We start from the raw sequence: 13,949 nt of genomic DNA on the forward strand, positions 1-13,949 counted from the left end.
GTGGGGTCGGTTGCCGTCGTGAACCGTCACTTGCCGAAGACCATCATGGTCTTCTGCTCCTTCTCCTCCTTGTCGCTGCCGGCGCTGATGCGCCCGCTGAGGATGAAGGAACGGCCGCCCGCGTAGGCGATCTTCGACGAGTAGAAGGTGCTCTCGATGCCGGACGTCGACTCGGGGTGCTGGAGCACCACGGTGGGGGCGCCGCCGGTCGGGGCGAGCGTGGCGATGGCCCCGCCCTTGTTGTACGAGGCTTCCAGGTAGAGCAGGACGTTGCCGCCCTCCATCCGCAGCGGCGTCATGACGCGCTCGGCGGGGGCCGCGGCCTTCCACCGGGGCTTGCCGGTGTTCAGGTTGAAGGCGACGACCTTGTTGGTGCGGCTGCCGGTGCTGGTGTCGTCCTCGGTCGCCATGTAGAAGGTGTTGGCGTCGGCGGCGACCCCTGTGCAGCCTTCGAGCTTCTCGCCGAAGATCGAGAAGTTACTGCCGCAGTTGGGCGAGAACTTGTCCTCGTCGTCGCCGTCCAGCTGGGAACGGAGCGTGCCGTTCTCCTTGATGGCGAGGATGGACCACTGCTTCTTCTTCTCCTGGGTCAGCGAGACGACCAGCGGGCTCACCGAGTAGACCTTGTCGATCTCCCAGCCGCGCGCGGGCTTGTACGTCCACTTGGGCTTCCCGCTGACCGGGTCGATCTCCTGGATCTGGTGCTGCGGGTTCTCGATGTCGTCGGTGCGGCAGCTGCCGGCGGCGATCAGCTTGGGGCCGCCCGCGAAGGCGAACGGCTGGCAGTTGCCCGCCGGCTTGCCGAACAGCTCCTTGCCGTCGCTGACCCGGTAGCCGTTGGAGTTGCTGGTGCGTCCGACGGTGACGGTGTCCCCGCTGATCGCCAGACCGATGTCGGACATCAGGTCCCAGGTGCTGTTCTGCTTGACCGTCTTCTTCCAGCCGGGCTTGCCGGTGTTGAGGTCGATCATCTGCAGGACCGCGCAGTCGGCGCTGTCCTTGGTGCTGTCCTTCACCCCGATGACGAGCTTGCCGTCGGCGGTGGGCTGCGCGGGGGCCGCGCACAGGTCGGCGGGCAGCGGGAGGGTCCACTTCCGCTTGCCGTCGGCGGCCGAGTAGCCGGAGACGGTGCGGTACATGCCCTTGACGACGGTGTCGCCGACGAGCCACGGGCCGTACACGTCCGCGCCGTTGCGCGGCAGGTCGACGTCGTTCGTCTGGAGCCAGAGGACCTTCGCCTCGCCCGCCTTGCGCCCGGCGTTGAGGTCGTCGTCGACCTCGCGGCCGTCGCCGTTGCCGTCGCCCTCGTCGACCGTGGGGGACACGCTCGGCTCGGCCTCGGTGGTCTTCTTGGCCACGGGCTTCTTGTCGTCACCACCGCTCGTGGCGAACACGACGCCGCCGCCGATGACGAGCAGCGCCGCGACCGCCGCGCCGATGATCATCGCGGGCTTGCCCTTGAACGGGCTGCCGCCACCGGGTCCCGCCGGGCCGCCGGGGACGGGCGCGCCGGGGTACTGCTGCTGCGGATAGCCGTAACCGGGCTGCGTCTGCTGCCCGTAGGGGCCCGGCTGGCCATAGGGTCCGGGCTGCTGCCCGTACGGACCCGGCTGCTGCCCGTACGGTCCGGGCTGCTGGCCGTACGGTCCCGGGGCCTGGCCCGGCGCCTGCGGATAGCCGTAACCGGGCTGGCCCGGCGGCGGGGTCTGCGGAGGCGCGGGCGGCATCTGCGGAGGCTGCGCGGGCGGCGGGGTCTGCGGCTGTCCATGGGGCGGAGGCGGCTGAGGAGTTCCCTGCGGCGGCTCCTGCGGAGCCCCGAAGCCTCCCTGCGGCGGTTGCTGGCTGGGCGGCTGGGTCATCAGCACGTCCCCCTTCGTGCGGTGCGGTCCGGTGTCCGTTTCGGTCTCCCCCGCGATTCCGCAGGGCTGATACCCATGGGAAAGGAGCGAATCGGTCATGGCTTCCGCGGTGTTACGACAGTCGAGCGGGGCTTCTTTTTACCACTCGCACGACTTCGAACACGGGGTCGGTCCACCCCCTGTTCCCAAGGGAGAACCGCCTCGTGATGCCCTCGTTACGCCTCGGCCGGACCTGAAAGCATGTCAGTCGCCGAAGCTGATCATCGTCCGCAGCGCGATCTCTTCCTCGTCGGTGACCCCGGTGACGTAGGCGTGCATGAGGAGGGAGCGCCCGTTGGCGTAGACGACCCGGGGAGTGAAGAAGCCCCGTTCCACCGCGGCGGCGGACGAGGGGTGCCGCAGAACGGGCTGCAGTGCGCCGCCCGTCGGCCCGAGCGCCATGATCCCGCCGCCCTCCTTCTTGTTCCTGCCCTCACCCGGCGACAGGTAGTTCAGCACCTTGCCGCCCTCCACCCGCAGCGGCATGAGGGTGTGTCCGGCGGGCGCGGTGACCTTCCAGGACGACTTGCCGGTGTCCAGGTCGAAGGCCACGACCGCGTTGTTCATGCCGTCGCCGACGAACTCGGGCTTCGTGGCCATGTAGACGGTGTCGGCATCGGCCGCGACGCCCACGCAGTTGTCGATGTTCTTGCCCCGGGTGAGGAGGTCGCTGCCGCACCGCGTCGCGTAGTCGTCGGTGCCGCCGATCAGCTGGGAGCGGTAGGTGCCGTCGGCGTTGAGCACCACGATCGCCCATTTCTCCCCCTTCTTCAGGGAGACGACCGGCGGGGTGACCGAGTAGAACTGGTCGACCTTCCAGCCCTTCTTGACCTTGTACGTCCACGCGATCTTCCCGGTGACCGGGTCGATCCGCTGCACCATCTGCTCGGCGTGGTCGTCCGCCGCGGTCTGGCAGCTGGCGGCGGCGAGCGGGACCGGTCCGCTCACGAAGCCGAAGGGCTGGCAGTTGCCGGGCAGTCTGTCCCACAGCTCCTTGCCGTCGCTGATCCGGAAGGCATGTGTCCGGCTGGTGCGTCCCGCGGTCACGGTGTTGCCGTTGATCGCCATCGAGACGTCGGAGAGCTCGTCCCAGGCACCCGAGCGCGCATAGGACGTGCGCCAGCCCGCCTTCCCCGTGGTGAGGTCGATCATCTGGAGGTGGTTGCAGAACGCGTCGCTCGCGGTGCTGTCCTCGATACCGATCACGAGTTTGCCGTCGGGGGACGCCTGCGTGGGGGCCGCGCAGACCTCGCCCGTGAGGCGCAGGCTCCACTTCTTCGTGCCGTCGGTGACCGAATAGCCGGACACCGTGCGGTACATGGCCTTGACGACGGTGTCTCCGACGATCCACGGGCCGTGGGCGTCGAAGCCGTTGAGAGGCAGGTCGACGCCGTTGCGCTGAATCCAGAGGACCTTGGCCTCGCCCGGCTTGCGGCCGGCGTTGAGCTTCTCGGCGCTCTCGGGATCGGGCGCCTTGTCCTTGCCCTTGCTGTCGTCCCCGCTGGGCGACGAGGACGGCTGCCCGGTCACGGCGCTCTTCCCGGCGGTGGGCTTCTTCCCACCGTCACTGCCGTCGCCGCTCGTCGCGAACCAGACGCCGCCGCCCGCGAGCAGGGCCACGGCGAGCGCCGCGGCGACGACGAGCGCGGGCTTCCCCCGGAAACGCCCGCCACCACCCGGCCCGTTGGGCGGCCGGGGCGGAAGCGGGGAAGGGGACGGAGGCTGCGGATAGCCGTAACCGGGCTGACCGTAACCTGGCTGACCGTGGCCGGGCTGTTCAGGGCCGGGCTGTCCGTAACCGGGCTGCGCCTGCTGCCCGTACGGCTCCGGAGGCCGGCCGTACCGACCGGGCTCCGGCTCGTAAGGGGCCCCGAAGACCCCCTGCGGCTGCTGCTGACCGGGCGGCTGGCTCATCCGTGCATTCCCCCTGGGTGCGTTCCGGGCAAGGTTTCTTTCTACCACCCGCCCCGAACGCACCACCGGTCACAGCCGACTGTCAGGAATCCTCGGCCAGTTCCAGCCAGCGCATCTCCAGCACATCGCGCTCCGCGACCAGTTCACGCAGCTCGGCGTCGAGCTTCGCGACCTTCTCGAAGTCGGTGGAGTTGTCGGCGATCTGCGCGTGCAGGGTCGTTTCCCTGGTCGACATCTTCTCCAGCTGGCGCTCGACCTTCTGGAGTTCCTTCTTCGCAGCACGCGCGGCCTGCGGCGAGACGGTCTCGACCTGAGCCGCCGGCCGCATGCCGGAGGAACCGGACGCGGAGGCCGGGGTGGCGGTCTCCTCCATCCGCTGCCTGCGCTCCAGGTACTCGTCGATCCCGCGCGGCAGCATCCGCAGCGCGCGGTCGCCGAGCAGGGCCATCACCTTGTCGGTGGTCCGCTCGATGAAGAACCGGTCGTGGGAGATCACGATCATCGACCCGGGCCAGCTGTCGAGGAGGTCCTCCAGCTGCGTCAGGGTCTCGATGTCCAGGTCGTTGGTGGGCTCGTCGAGGAAGAGGACGTTGGGCTCGTCCATCAGCAGGCGGAGGATCTGGAGCCTGCGCCGCTCACCACCGGAGAGGTCACCGACCGGCGTCCACTGCTTCTCCTTGGTGAAGCCGAACTGCTCGCAGAGCTGCCCGGCCGTCATCTCCCGGCCCTTGCCGAGGTCGACCCGGTCCCGGACCTGCTGCACCGCTTCGAGCACCCGCAGGTTCGGGTTCAGCTCGGCGACCTCCTGCGAGAGGTAGGCCAGCTTGACCGTCTTGCCGACGACGATCTTCCCGGCGGCGGGCTGCTCGTCGCCCTGCGTGCGGCACGCCTCGGCGAGGGCCCGCAGCAGCGAGGTCTTGCCCGCGCCGTTGACTCCGACCAGACCGATACGGTCGCCGGGGCCGAGCTGCCAGGTGAGGTGGGTCAGCAGCGTCTTGGGGCCGGCCTGGACCGTCACGTCCTCCAGGTCGAAGACGGTCTTGCCGAGCCGGGCGTTGGCGAACTTCATCAGCTCGCTGGTGTCGCGCGGCGGCGGCACATCGGCGATCAGCTCGTTGGCCGCCTCGATGCGGTAGCGCGGCTTGGACGTACGGGCGGGGGCACCGCGCCGCAGCCAGGCGAGCTCCTTGCGCATCAGGTTCTGCCGCTTGGACTCCTCGGTGGCGGCGATCCGCTCCCGCTCGGCCCGGGCGAACACGTAGTCGCTGTAGCCGCCCTCGTACTCGTGGACCGTGCCGCGCTGGACGTCCCACATGCGCGTACAGACCTGGTCGAGGAACCACCGGTCGTGAGTGACGCAGACCAGCGCCGAACGGCGCGTGCGCAGATGGCCGGCCAGCCACGAGATGCCCTCGACGTCGAGGTGGTTGGTGGGCTCGTCCAGGACGATCAGGTCCGGCTCGCCGATGAGCAGCTTGGCGAGCGCGATGCGGCGGCGCTCGCCACCCGAGAGGGGTGCGATGACGGTGTCCAGGCCGTGCTCGAAGCCCGGCAGCGCGAGGCCGCCGAAGAGTCCGGTGAGCACGTCACGGATCTTGGCGCTGCCCGCCCACTCGTGGTCGGCGAGATCGCCGATGACCTCGTGGCGGATCGTCGCCTTCGGGTCGAGGGAGTCGTGCTGGGTGAGGACACCGAGGCGCAGCCCGCCGTTGTGGGTGACGCGACCGGTGTCGGCGTCCTCCAGCTTGGCGAGCATCCGGATGAGAGTCGTCTTGCCGTCGCCGTTCCGGCCGACGACGCCGATCCGGTCGCCCTCGGACACCCCGAGGGATACACCGTCGAGCAGGGCACGGGTGCCGTACACCTTGCTGACCTGCTCGACATTGACCAGATTGACGGCCATTTCACTCCTGCCTGGGGGGTCCCTGCGTCGGGGACCGCTCGAAGTCCCAGGGTAGTCGCCGCCGGAGGTGCGATAGCGTGCGGCGATCGATCTTGGGGAAGAACCCCAGGTCGGAGCGGTGGGGATCATCTCAGGGGTGGGGACTTCATGAAGAAGCGGTACGCGGCAAGGGTTCTGGTTCCGACGGTCCTGGCGGCGGTGGCGCTGGCCGGATGCTCGTCGGACGACGGTACGGACACGGGCAAGGCGTCGCGGAAGACGGCCGGCAGCCCCGAGAGCCCGGACAGCGCGGCCGGGAAGACGGACACCCCGGCCGGGAAGCCCGTCACCAAGGGCGGCACGGTCGGGGGCGCCGGCTCGGCCTGCCCGATGCCCGTCAGCTTCGACTTCGCGAAGTCCTGGACGCCGGAGGCGGTCGAGGTCGACCCCGATTCCGAACTGGCCGCGCTGGGTGAGCAGGGCCCGGTCCGGATGGTCTGCGAGATCGACGCCAAGCCGGCGGGGAACATCGGCTACCTGCGGGTGTGGGCGGGAGAACCGTCCGGGAGCGACCCGCGCGCGGTGCTGCAGGCGTTCGTCGCCGCCGACCCGAACGCCACCGAGGCCACGTACTCCGCGATCCGGGCCGGCTCCCTGGAGGCCGCCGAAGTCGCGTACACCGTGAGCGGCGAGGTGCTGGACCCGAAGACCGAGCGCGCCTTCGCGGTCACCACGCCGGACGGCCCGGTCGTGGTGCATCTGGGCGGGCTCGACTCCAGCGAGCACCGGCAGATGCTGCCCGCGTACGAGCTGGCGAAGAAGAGCCTGAAGCTCGGCTGACGCCCGGCCCCCGGCCGGAGCCGGAGCCGGAGGCCCTACGGGCGCAGGACCGTCGCGCCCGGCGCCGCGGAGCGCGCCACCCGCGCGGTCCGGCACGTCCCGGACGTGATCAGCGCCTGCGCCACCTTCTGCGCCGACTCCTCGTCCGCCACCAGGAACGCGGTGGTGGGCCCGGAGCCGGAGACCAGGGCGGCCAGCGCGCCCGCCGCGGTGCCCGCCGCGAGGGTGTCGGCCAGGGAGGGGCGCAGGGAGAGGGCGGCGGCCTGGAGGTCGTTGCTCAGGGCCTCCGCGAGCCCGGCCGTGTCCCCGGCGCGCAGCGCGGCCAGGAGCGGCGCGGACGCGGTGGGCTCCGGGATGTCCGTACCCGCCGTGAGCCGGTCGAACTCGCCGTAGACAGCCGGGGTGGAGAGTCCTCCGTCGGCGACCGCGAAGACCCAGTGGAAGGTGCCCCCGACCTCGATCGGGGTCAGCCGCTCGCCGCGTCCGACGCCGAGTGCGGCCCCGCCGACCAGGCTGAACGGGACGTCGCTGCCCAGCTCGGCGCAGAGTTCGAGGAGTTCCTCGCGGGAGGCTCCGGTGGACCAGAGGGTGTCGCAGGCCAGCAGGGCGGCGGCGCCGTCGGCGCTGCCGCCCGCCATGCCGCCCGCGACGGGGATGTCCTTGGAGATGTGGATGTGCACATCGGGCGCGAGACCGTGCCGCCCGGCGAGTGCGAGGGCGGCGCGGGCGGCGAGGTTCGTGGCGTCCAGCGGGACCTGGGCGGCGTCCGGACCCGAGCAGGTGACCGTCAGCGCGTCGGCGGGGGTGACGGTGACCTCGTCGTACAGGCCGACGGCGAGGAAGACGTTGGCCAGGTCGTGGAAGCCGTCGGGGCGCGGGGCGCCGACCGCGAGCTGCACGTTGACCTTCGCCGGGACACGGACGGTGACGCTGTGGGTCATGCGGACGGCTCCGGCTCGCTCTGCGGCTTGTTCTCGGCGATCGCGGCGAACTCCTCGACCGTCAGGGCCTCGCCGCGGGCCTGCGGGGAGACACCGGCCGCGACGAGCGCGGCCTCGGCCGCGGGCGCGGAGCCCGCCCAGCCGGACAGGGCGGCACGCAGCGTCTTGCGGCGCTGGGCGAAGGCCGCGTCGACGACCGCGAAGACCTCGGTGCGGCTCGCGCTGGTCCTGATCGGCTCCGTGCGCCGGACCAGGGACACCAGCCCCGAGTCGACGTTCGGCGCGGGCCAGAAGACCGTGCGGCCGATCGAGCCGGCGCGCTTGACGTCGGCGTACCAGTTGGCCTTGACCGACGGCACGCCGTAGACCTTGTTGCCCGGCTTCGCGGCCAGCCGGTCGGCGACCTCGGCCTGCACCATCACGAGCGTGCGCTCGATGCTCGGGAAGCGCTCCAGCATGGTGAGCAGGACCGGCACGGCCACGTTGTACGGGAGATTAGCCACCAGCGCGGTGGGCGGCGGTCCCGGCAGCTCCCGGACCAGCATCGCGTCGGAGTGGACGAGGGCGAAGCGGTCGGCGCGCTCCGGCATCCGGGCGGCGACCGTGGCGGGCAGCGCGCCCGCGAGCACGTCGTCGATCTCGACGGCGACGACCCGGTCCGCCGCCTCCAGCAGCGCCAGGGTCAGCGAACCCAGCCCCGGGCCCACCTCGACCACCACGTCGTCGGGGCGCACCTCGGCGGTGCGCACGATCCGGCGGACGGTGTTGGCGTCGATGACGAAGTTCTGACCGCGCTGCTTGGTCGGGCGTACGCCCAGTTTCGCGGCCAGGTCGCGGATGTCTGCGGGGCCCAGGAGGGCGTCGGGCTCTGTGCTGCTCACCCGCTAAGCCTACGGCCGCAGTGCGGCCACGGACTCGCCCCCCGTTGCACGTACAGCTTCTTCGCCCGGTACGTCTGCTCGGAGGCCGGGGCGTCCTGGGGCCGGCCGCTGCCGCCGAGGGACTGCCAGGTCTGGGTGTCGAACTGGTACAGCCCGCCGTACGTACCGCTGGCGTCGACGGCGTTCGGCCGGCCGCCGGACTCGCAGGCGGCGAGCCCGTTCCAGTTCAGTCCGTCGGCGCCCGTCACCGAGTCCGGCATGGGTTTCGTGCCGACGCGCACGACCCGGCTGACCGGTTCGCGCAGCGTCTCCAGGCCGGTCCTGCGCGGTTTCTGCCGGACGCCGTTGACCGTGCGCAGGGCGTACGTGACGCGGCGGGCGCCATTGCGGCCGTTGCGTTCGACGACCTCCGTGCCCGCGAAGAGGGTAGGGTCCTCGCTTCGCTCGACGGCGTACGGGACGGTCTCCTCGCGCACTTCACGGCTGTCGGTGATCCGCATGACGGAGATGGTCTGGCCGTCGCGGGGGAAGCTGTCGGGGGACACGGAGGTGGTGTCCTGGCCGTGCAGGGTGATGCCGGCCTCGGCGACCGCCTCGCGGACGGTGGCGGCGTTGGTCCGCAGGGTGCGTTCGCGGCCGTCGGCCATGAAGGTCACGGTGCGTTCGGTGCGGATGTCGAGGGTCAGGCCGGTGCGGCCGATCCGGGAGGAGCGGGAGGCGGAGAGGTACGCGCCCTCGGCCCGCACCCCGAACTGGCGCAGGGCCTCGTCGACGGTCTCGGCGGTGGTCCACACCTGGCGGCGGATCCCGTCGAGGGTGAGGGTGACGGGGCGCCCGTAGCGGACGACGACCTCGTCGCCGCTGTCCAGTTCGGTGCCGGGGGCCGGGGCCACGAGGTCGTGGGCGCCGACGGTGACGCCCTCGTCCTGGAGGAGTTCGCCGACGTCGTCGGCGAAGGTGTGCAGGGTGCGCGGTTCCCCGTCGACGCTGAGGTGGACGGCCTTGTCGTGGGCGACGAACGCCGAGGTGCCGCCGGCCAGGAAGGCGACGACGAGGGCCTGCGGGACGAGCCGCCGCAGCCCCTCCGGGCCCGTGGTGCTCTTGCGGCGCCTGGTGCCCCGTCCGGTGCCCCTGCGGGGCGTGGCGCCGTCCGCGGTGACCGTCTGGCGGGGCACCAGAGGGGTGTCGACCATCGTCGGGTCGTGGAAGGCCGGGCCGGCCCACGAGGTGTCCACGAGCGTCGGCTCTTCATGGAGGGAGACGGGGGACGCGACGGCGACGGGTGCGGCCGGCTGACGCCGGCCGCCGCGCGCTGCACGGTGACTGCCCTGCGAATTGCTCACGACGCTCCAGAAGATCGGCCCTGCGACCCGAATGCGCGGGGACGATAGCGGAGCTTCCGTGACTCTCCAAAGCCATGTGGCTACACAGCGTGGCCGTGTCGCGGCTCAGTAGTCGAACGCACGTGCCGTGTTGTCGGCGATCGCCGCCGCCAGGGTGTCTTCGTCGACGCCCTTCACCTCCGCCATCGCGCGGAGCGTGACCGGAATGAGGTAGGGCGCGTTGGGCCGTCCGCGGTACGGGGCGGGGGTGAGGAAGGGCGCGTCCGTCTCGACCAGGACCAGTTCCGTCGGCGCGACGGCCAGTGCGTCCCGCAGCGGCTGGGCGTTCTTGAAGGTGACGTTGCCCGCGAAGGACATGAAGTACCCGGCGTCCGCGCAGATCCGGGCCATGTCGGCGTCGCCCGAGTAGCAGTGGAAGACGGTCCGCTCGGGGGCTCCCGCGTCGGCGAGGATGCGCAGCACGTCCGCGTGCGCCTCGCGGTCGTGGATGACGAGGGCCTTGCCGTGGCGCTTGGCGATCTCGATGTGCGCCCGGAAGGACTCCTCCTGGGCGGCCATGCCCTCGGGGCCGGTGCGGAAGTAGTCGAGGCCGGTCTCGCCGACGCCCCGTACATGGTCGAGGGCGGCCAGCGCGTCGATCTCGGCGAGCGCCTCGTCGAGTGCGGCCCTGCCGCCCGGCTCCCGGACCCTCTGGCGCGCGCTGCCCTCAGGGTCGCCGTGCACGATGCGGGGCGCCTCGTTGGGGTGGAGGGCGACGGAGGCGTGCACCGCGGCGTGGGCCGCCGCGGTGTCCGCGGCCCAGCGCGAGCCCGCCACGTCGCAGCCGACCTGGACCACGGTCGTCACGTTGACGGCGGCGGCCCGGGCCAGGGCCTCCTCGACGGTTCCGTCCTGCATGTCGAGGTGGGTGTGCGAATCGGCGACCGGCACCCGGAGGGGCTCGGGCAGCGGCGGGGCTTCCGTACGGCTCATGCCCACGATCGTACGAGGATCATGGGCGTCGGCTCACTTGCGGTGGAAGGGATGCAGCAGGTGGGAGAACTGCCAGTGGTGTTCCGGCTCCGTCGAGGCCGGCACGGCCTTCTCGGAGGGACGGTGTTCGAGCAGCTGCTGGAACGTCGAGACCCGGCCGGACCGCATGATCCGGACCACGTGCCCGCCGCAGTTCGTGCAGGTCGGCGTGGACAGCGGCGAGGGCACACGCTCCCCGTCCGCCTTGTAGACGACGAACGCGTTACCGGCTCCGTCGACGTGGTGCTCTATCTCGTACGCCTGCTCCCAGCCGTACCCACACCTCATGCAGGCGAACGCGTACGCCTCGTGCACGGTGGTTGCTGCGATCTCGCTCATGCCTGCTCCTCTTGTCCGCCGGACAAGCACTCCAGGGAATGCGTCCCACCATCCAGTGGACGCCTTTCCCGGCGGAAGCGCACCAGGTCGGGACGAGTGTTGGAGCTGTCTTGGCCCTCTCATGGCCAAAGGGCCCGGTACGCGGCTCGGGCTTTGCCTTTCAGATTAGTCCTTTGCCCTCCGCGGGGGCAGTTCGAGCCGCGTTCTTTGCCGCGACCACCGCATCGAACACCTCGCGCTTGGGCAGGCCCGCTTCGGCGGCGACCGCGGCGATGGCCTCCTTGCGGCGCTCCCCGGCCTCTTCGCGCACCTGCACCCTGCGGACCAGCTCCTCGGCGTCCAGGCCCTCGTTCCCGGAGTCCGTGGCGCCCTCGACGACCACGGTGATCTCACCGCGTACGCCCTCCGCCGCCCAGACCGCGAGCTCGCCCAGAGGGCCGCGCTTCACTTCCTCGTACGTCTTGGTCAGCTCGCGGCACACGGCGGCCCTGCGGTCCTCGCCGAACACCTCGGCCATCGCCGCCAGGGTGTCGTCGAGCCGGTGCGGGGCCTCGAAGAAGACCATCGTGCGGCGTTCCCCGGCCACCTCGCGGAGCTTGCCGAGGCGTTCGCCCGCCTTGCGCGGCAGGAAGCCCTCGAAGCAGAAGCGGTCCACGGGCAGCCCGGAGAGCGCGAGCGCGGTCAGCACGGCCGAGGGGCCCGGCACTGCGGTGACCTTGATGTCCTTCTCGACGGCCGCGGCGACGAGCCGGTAGCCGGGGTCGGAGACGGACGGCATCCCGGCGTCGGTGACGAGCAGGACGCGGGCGCCGCCCGTCAGTGCCTCGACGAGTTCGGGCGTACGGGCCGTCTCGTTGCCCTCGAAGTAGGAGACGACACGCCCCGTGGTCTGGATGCCCAGCGCCTGGGTGAGGCGGCGCAGCCGCCGGGTGTCCTCGGCGGCGACGATGTCGGCCGTCGCCAGCTCGGCGGCGAGCCGTGGCGGGGCGTCCGCCACGTCGCCGATGGGGGTCCCTGCGAGTACCAGCGTTCCAGTCGTTCCAGTCACATCAGCCATCCTCCCAGCACGGGCGGCCCCCTTCGCACAGATGCGTTCCCTACGATGGCGCGGTGACGAGTACTGCGCCCGAAGCCCAGCAGGGCCAAGACGCCGGGGACGCCCACGGCGAACAGCCGCCTGCCTGGCAGCAGCGGCTGCGCCGCTTCGGCCATGCGCCGCGGCCGGAGACGGGGCTGCGTGAACGGCTGATCCCGCCGTACACCCGTCCGGGACGCCAGTTCTGGGCGGTGCTCGGGGTGCCTCCGACCCTGGCCGGCCATCTGATCCGCTGGGCGGCCTGGGGCGGTCCGCTGCTCGTGGCGCTGGTCGCCGGGCTGCTGCGGTTCTGGAACCTCGGCAAGCCGGACGCGGTGATATTCGACGAGACGTACTACGCCAAGGACGCCTGGGCGCTGGTCAACCAGGGGTACGAGGGGGCCTGGCCCAAGGACATCGACAAGTCGATTCTTGCCGATCCCTCGAAGGTGCAGATCCCGGTGGAGCCCGGCTACGTCGTGCACCCGCCGGTCGGCAAGTGGATCATCGGGGCCGGTGAGAAGCTCTTCGACTTCACCCCGTTCGGCTGGCGCTTCATGGTGGCGGTGCTCGGCACGCTGTCCGTGCTGATGCTCTGCCGGATCGGCCGCAGGCTGTTCCGCTCCACGTTCCTGGGCTGTCTGGCGGGCACGCTGCTCGCGGTGGACGGGCTGCACTTCGTGATGAGCCGCACCGCGCTCCTCGACCTCGTGCTGATGTTCTTCGTGCTCGCGGCCTTCGGATGTCTGGTGGCCGACCGCGACTGGGCGCGCCGGAGACTCGCGGCGGCCCTGCCGGTCGACGCCGAGGGGGTGATGCGCCCCGATGCCCGGATCGCGGAGACGCTGCGCCTGGGCTGGCGCCCGTGGCGGCTCGCGGCGGGGCTGATGCTCGGACTGGCCTTCGCCACCAAGTGGAACGGCCTGTACATCCTGGCCGCGTTCGGCGTGATGGCGGTGCTGTGGGACGTGGGCGCGCGGCGCACGGCGGGTGCGGTGCAGCCGTACGCGGCGGTGCTGCGCCGGGATCTGGTGCCCGCGTTCGTCTCGACGGTGCCGGTCGCGATCGGGACGTACCTCGTGTCGTGGACGGGCTGGATCGTCACGGACAAGGGGTACTACCGGAACTGGGCGGCGACGGAGGGCAAGGGCGGCTCGTTCACCTGGCTGCCGGACTGGCTGCGCAGCCTGTGGCACTACGAGTACCAGGTGTACGAGTTCCATGTCGGGCTGACCTCCGGGCACACGTACCAGTCCAATCCCTGGAGCTGGATCGTCCTCGGCCGTCCCGTCTCGTACTTCTACGAGGAGCAGGCGGGCTGCGCGGCGTCGGCGACCGGCAAATGCGCGCGCGAGGTGCTGGCGATCGGCACTCCGCTGCTGTGGTGGGCGTCGTGCTTCGCGCTGCTGTACGTGCTGTGGCGCTGGTTCTTCCGCCGCGACTGGCGGGCGGGCGCGATCGCCTGCGGCGTGGCGGCCGGCTGGGTGCCGTGGTTCTTCTACCAGGAGCGGACGATCTTCCTGTTCTACGCGGTCGTCTTCGTCCCGTTCCTGTGTCTCGCGGTGACGATGATGATCGGCGCGATGATCGGGCCCGCCGCCCATGCGCGTACCGGGCAGGAGCTGGGCCTGCCCACGGACGATCCGACCGGTGAACGCAGGCGGACGCTGGGGGCGGTGGCCGCGGGCGTGCTGGTGCTGCTGATCGTGTGGAACTTCATCTACTTCTGGCCGCTGTACACGGGCACCTCGATCCCGGAGAACTCCTGGCGCGACCGGATGTGGCTGGACACCTGGGTCTGATCCGCGTCGGCCATCGCATTCCG

General features: G+C 71.2%; 11 protein-coding genes. 2 read left to right on the plus strand and 9 right to left on the minus strand.

Annotated features, from left to right (window positions below):
* Positions 1 to 26: 26 nt before the first annotated feature.
* From OG230_RS14515 to OG230_RS14525, 3 genes are all read right to left on the minus strand, one after another.
* Positions 27 to 1,859: an outer membrane protein assembly factor BamB family protein gene (locus tag OG230_RS14515; RefSeq protein ID WP_328910622.1), complete on the minus strand. Its 1,833-nt coding sequence runs from the start codon at positions 1,857 to 1,859 to the stop codon at positions 27 to 29.
* A 243-nt stretch (positions 1,860 to 2,102) separates the two neighbouring features.
* Positions 2,103 to 3,812 (minus strand): outer membrane protein assembly factor BamB family protein, encoded by a 1,710-nt coding sequence (locus tag OG230_RS14520; protein ID WP_328910623.1) that lies wholly within the window; start codon positions 3,810 to 3,812, stop codon positions 2,103 to 2,105.
* A gap of 82 nt (positions 3,813 to 3,894) precedes the next feature.
* Positions 3,895 to 5,715: an ABC-F family ATP-binding cassette domain-containing protein gene (locus OG230_RS14525; protein ID WP_328910624.1), complete on the minus strand. Its 1,821-nt coding sequence runs from the start codon at positions 5,713 to 5,715 to the stop codon at positions 3,895 to 3,897.
* A 147-nt stretch (positions 5,716 to 5,862) separates the two neighbouring features.
* Here OG230_RS14525 and OG230_RS14530 point away from each other — a divergent pair, with 147 nt between their 5' ends.
* Positions 5,863 to 6,534 carry a lipoprotein gene (locus OG230_RS14530; RefSeq protein WP_328910625.1) on the plus strand — a complete coding sequence of 224 codons (672 nt, stop codon included), beginning with the start codon at positions 5,863 to 5,865 and terminating at the stop codon, positions 6,532 to 6,534.
* 35 nt (positions 6,535 to 6,569) lie between these two features.
* On the opposite strand, the gene OG230_RS14535 is transcribed toward OG230_RS14530, so the two are convergent.
* From OG230_RS14535 to rsmI, 6 genes are all read right to left on the minus strand, one after another.
* Entirely contained in the window at positions 6,570 to 7,475 is a 906-nt protein-coding gene (locus OG230_RS14535) for a 4-(cytidine 5'-diphospho)-2-C-methyl-D-erythritol kinase (protein ID WP_328910626.1), read from the minus strand.
* On the minus strand, positions 7,472 to 8,356 hold the full coding sequence (rsmA, locus tag OG230_RS14540) for a 16S rRNA (adenine(1518)-N(6)/adenine(1519)-N(6))-dimethyltransferase RsmA (protein ID WP_328910627.1): 885 nt from the start codon (positions 8,354 to 8,356) through the stop codon (positions 7,472 to 7,474). The genes OG230_RS14535 and rsmA overlap by 4 nt, the downstream gene beginning before the upstream one ends.
* Positions 8,353 to 9,699 carry a ubiquitin-like domain-containing protein gene (locus tag OG230_RS14545; RefSeq protein WP_328910628.1) on the minus strand — a complete coding sequence of 449 codons (1,347 nt, stop codon included), beginning with the start codon at positions 9,697 to 9,699 and terminating at the stop codon, positions 8,353 to 8,355. The genes rsmA and OG230_RS14545 overlap by 4 nt, the downstream gene beginning before the upstream one ends.
* Before the next feature lie 105 nt (positions 9,700 to 9,804).
* Positions 9,805 to 10,671: a TatD family hydrolase gene (locus OG230_RS14550; RefSeq protein WP_328910629.1), complete on the minus strand. Its 867-nt coding sequence runs from the start codon at positions 10,669 to 10,671 to the stop codon at positions 9,805 to 9,807.
* Positions 10,672 to 10,704: 33 nt separating this feature from the next.
* A complete protein-coding gene (locus OG230_RS14555) occupies positions 10,705 to 11,049 on the minus strand; it encodes a hypothetical protein (protein ID WP_328910630.1) in 345 nt (114 codons plus the stop codon).
* A 160-nt stretch (positions 11,050 to 11,209) separates the two neighbouring features.
* Positions 11,210 to 12,106 (minus strand): 16S rRNA (cytidine(1402)-2'-O)-methyltransferase, encoded by an 897-nt coding sequence (rsmI, locus tag OG230_RS14560; protein WP_328910631.1) that lies wholly within the window; start codon positions 12,104 to 12,106, stop codon positions 11,210 to 11,212.
* Positions 12,107 to 12,159: 53 nt separating this feature from the next.
* On the opposite strand from rsmI, the gene OG230_RS14565 reads away from it, so the two are divergent.
* Positions 12,160 to 13,926 carry a dolichyl-phosphate-mannose--protein mannosyltransferase gene (locus OG230_RS14565; RefSeq protein ID WP_328910632.1) on the plus strand — a complete coding sequence of 589 codons (1,767 nt, stop codon included), beginning with the start codon at positions 12,160 to 12,162 and terminating at the stop codon, positions 13,924 to 13,926.
* Positions 13,927 to 13,949: the final 23 nt, after the last annotated feature.

The sequence above is a fragment of the Streptomyces sp. NBC_00234 genome (assembly GCF_036195325.1).
GTDB lineage: Bacteria > Actinomycetota > Actinomycetes > Streptomycetales > Streptomycetaceae > Streptomyces.

Excerpts from the sequence above, each read along its gene's own strand:
- rsmI (WP_328910631.1), bottom strand. The coding sequence starts at position 12,106 with ATGGCTGATGTGACTGGAACGACTGGAACGCTGGTACTCGCAGGGACC.
- OG230_RS14515 (WP_328910622.1), bottom strand. The coding sequence starts at position 1,859 with ATGACCCAGCCGCCCAGCCAGCAACCGCCGCAGGGAGGCTTCGGGGCT.
- OG230_RS14530 (WP_328910625.1), top strand. The coding sequence starts at position 5,863 with ATGAAGAAGCGGTACGCGGCAAGGGTTCTGGTTCCGACGGTCCTGGCG.
- OG230_RS14525 (WP_328910624.1), bottom strand. The coding sequence starts at position 5,715 with ATGGCCGTCAATCTGGTCAATGTCGAGCAGGTCAGCAAGGTGTACGGC.
- OG230_RS14520 (WP_328910623.1), bottom strand. The coding sequence starts at position 3,812 with ATGAGCCAGCCGCCCGGTCAGCAGCAGCCGCAGGGGGTCTTCGGGGCC.
- OG230_RS14555 (WP_328910630.1), bottom strand. The coding sequence starts at position 11,049 with ATGAGCGAGATCGCAGCAACCACCGTGCACGAGGCGTACGCGTTCGCC.
- OG230_RS14550 (WP_328910629.1), bottom strand. The coding sequence starts at position 10,671 with ATGAGCCGTACGGAAGCCCCGCCGCTGCCCGAGCCCCTCCGGGTGCCG.
- OG230_RS14535 (WP_328910626.1), bottom strand. The coding sequence starts at position 7,475 with ATGACCCACAGCGTCACCGTCCGTGTCCCGGCGAAGGTCAACGTGCAG.